This window comes from Rhodococcus sp. EPR-147 (genome assembly GCF_001647185.1).
In the GTDB taxonomy this organism is placed as follows: domain Bacteria; phylum Actinomycetota; class Actinomycetes; order Mycobacteriales; family Mycobacteriaceae; genus Rhodococcoides.
Genome location: NZ_LVCU01000304.1, coordinates 1 through 2,734, shown reverse-complemented (window position 1 = coordinate 2,734; position 2,734 = coordinate 1). Strand labels below are relative to the sequence as shown.

The 2,734-nt window shown below is 59.7% G+C and carries 1 protein-coding gene; it reads right to left on the bottom strand.

Going from position 1 to position 2,734, the window contains the following annotated elements; all coding sequences use genetic code 11:
• Positions 1 to 1,116 precede the first annotated feature (1,116 nt).
• Positions 1,117 to 2,043, bottom strand: coding sequence for a ParA family protein (locus A2J02_RS14530; RefSeq protein ID WP_068050824.1), 927 nt, complete (start codon positions 2,041 to 2,043; stop codon positions 1,117 to 1,119).
• Positions 2,044 to 2,734 lie beyond the last annotated feature (691 nt).

The following is a 2,734-nucleotide window of genomic DNA, read 5'->3' as shown; positions in this document are numbered from 1 at the left end:
CAGCTCGAAAGCGCCTAACATACAACACAACTCGTTGATCATGAACCGGATGGTTCACCGATCCGAATTACACCACCCCATGGGGCACTATCCCTGCGGATGAACTGCAAGCACAGGTGGCGAACCGACTGTACGGCTCTGATCGGTGCGCATGTCCGTTGAGACTCCTTTAGAGGTGGACTGTGTCTGCTGCAGCTACGTCGGACTGCGCGTGGGAGGCGGAATGGCGTACGTGAGCGGGAGATCGGCCTGGGCTATACGTCTTCATCAACGCGGAAGCTCCACGGCTTGACGAAAGCGGAGCGCACCTGTTCAACGCCAGGAGTCAGGTGACCCGTAGGTACAGACGCAGAGCTTGTTCGACTAGGGCGCTTCGACTGCCCGCGCCCCAGTCACTAGCTAGCTGATCGAGAAGCGCCGCGTCAGAGTTAATGACTCCAGCGAGCGGAACACGAGACAGGGGTGCATTGTGTCGCCTACGTGTGGGCCTTCCGTCCGCCCTTTTGAACAAACCTGTACTTGCGCTCGCGACTGCACCCGCCCAATGTGTCTTCAGATCGTCCGCGTGCTCTTCAACCGCGTCGAGTACGACTTGACCGTATGTACGTGCCGTTACTGCATTCGCAGTCCGCTCCTCCAGCGTAAGTGACCGCAAGGCGCCGTAGACCTCATAGGGCAAAGCTACCTCGGGTGGTGCGACACGGTTTGTGCTGGTTGTCGCCGAGTCTTTTCTTACGTTCTTTCGTCGCGCGTCCGCCCGGCGTGGCGAGTTCTGCTTGTCGTCGGTCCCGGTTTGCGTAGTGACTGCCGGGGTGTGTTCTTCGAATTCTGCAGGCTCATCTGCTACCGAGCCTCGGTCGGAGTCGTCGTACGTTTCTGGCTGGTCGTCCGCTACTACTGCGAGTGCGTGAGCGCGCCCTGCTCGGTCGCCGTTCGAATCGATGACCTCCTGGACGGCCGTCGCAACACCATTTTGGTCAGCGTTGTCGCGTTCGGTGTTAACCGCTGTAGCGCTGCCCGCGGCTGCAGCGTCGCGGACGAGATTGAGCGGTGGGAGCAGTTCGTCTAGATCGTTGAGTGCATTCGGATCAAATGCGGCCCGGCGCTTTCGTGTGGTCACGCGACACCGCCGGCAACCTGCTTGCGTTCTGCGTTCGCGACACGGCTGAGTATTTCGCGAGTCAAGCCTTGGTAGTCCGATGCCAGCCCGGATGGATCGCGGGACCACAGGCGGTCGCTGGACTTGCCCTTCTGACGCAGTCTCTGCAGACGGCTTTTCTGGTCAGACTCAGCTGCTTCGACCAGTTCTAATGGAGTGAGATGGCGTGTTCGAAGATCCACTGCTGCAGCACGATCCGATCGTATAAATGATTCGAACGGGTCAGCGCCGCTGCCTTCGAGAAGTTCGTTGACTTGGTCGAAGACTTCGCGATTGCGTGCCGTCGCGCGGGGATTTGTGTCAAAAAGGACAACACCCAGCAGTTGAATCTTGGATCCAGCTCGCCGCGCCCGTAGGTATCGCATCGCGAGTAGTTCGACACCAGACAAGCTGGCGTCGTCATCCTTGGTGGGTACGACAAGGTATCGAGCCGTCCCGAGTAGGGCCTCAAGAAGGGGGGCATCGCCGGGGCCGGAGTCGATTAGAACCAAGTCGTAGTTCTCGGTTTCATCCAAGTCGTTCAGCGTCTTCGATAGGTTGCCGCGCAGATCGATTCCAGTCTGCGACGCGGTTGCTGCTACAGACGCAACAACGGCGAGCGCCGGGCCACCCGGGACGACATCGAGGTTTGGGCGAACATTCCGGACAGGAGTCAATGCTTGCGAGAACTGCAACGCCATACTCAAGCCACGGCCGCCGTCGCCTTCAACCCCGAGGTCAGACGAGGAGACGTTGGCTTGCTGGTCGGCGTCGACGACAAGCACGCGCCGCCCCGCTGCGGCGACCATGCCCGCCACGGCTGACACGATCGAGCTTTTGCCGACGCCACCCTTCTGGTTAGCGACCAGCACTGTCCGTGAAGCTGCGGTTGTCGTCACCCGCATGAAGGTACTGGACTAGCGACGCTCCTGCGGTCTGCGACACGCGCGGCCGCACAACTTTCTGCAGAGCTCTGGGCGCGGCCCTGCGTCAGCGCTTAGGTCTGGCCAGGTATCAGGATGTGCAGCAGGGTCTACTGCTGGCTTTGGTGGCGGCTTTCGAAACGACCCGACATGAAGCCGAGTGCAGGCGCTCATGCACGGCTGGCTCTAAAGCTGCCTTTACAACCGTTGCAGTTGTCATGCAGCTAGACGCACAGACCGCTCTCGCACAAGCGGTTGCCACCGCACGATAAAAGGCTTGTCGTGCGGTGCTTCGTGTGGGCGCTGATGTAGTTCTACAGACAGCAAGTAGAGCGGTTACATAAGAGGCGTGGCTTGCGTACGGGTGGCAGACCGACTGCACGGACGTACGCACCGCCGCGTGGACGGCCGGTTGTAAGGCCAGTTGCCTGAACCGTTGTACGCACCCGACACGGTGCTTCTACATGTACACCCATGCGACCGTTGTAGCCCCCTTTGTCCTGAGCACTTTAACGATCGCTCTTACGGCCACCGCATAAGCCACCCTTGGGCCCGTATGTATGGCCATATGTATGGGCTTACATACGGACTTACCGACGATGTAGATAAATCGGCAGGTCACACCCCAAGTAAGTGTAGTCCACTCGAAACGCTTGCGAGTCATTCGGCCGTC

Bases quoted from the DNA above. Each gene is read 5' to 3' on its own strand.
- A2J02_RS14530 (WP_068050824.1), bottom strand. From the start codon at position 2,043: ATGCGGGTGACGACAACCGCAGCTTCACGGACAGTGCTGGTCGCTAAC.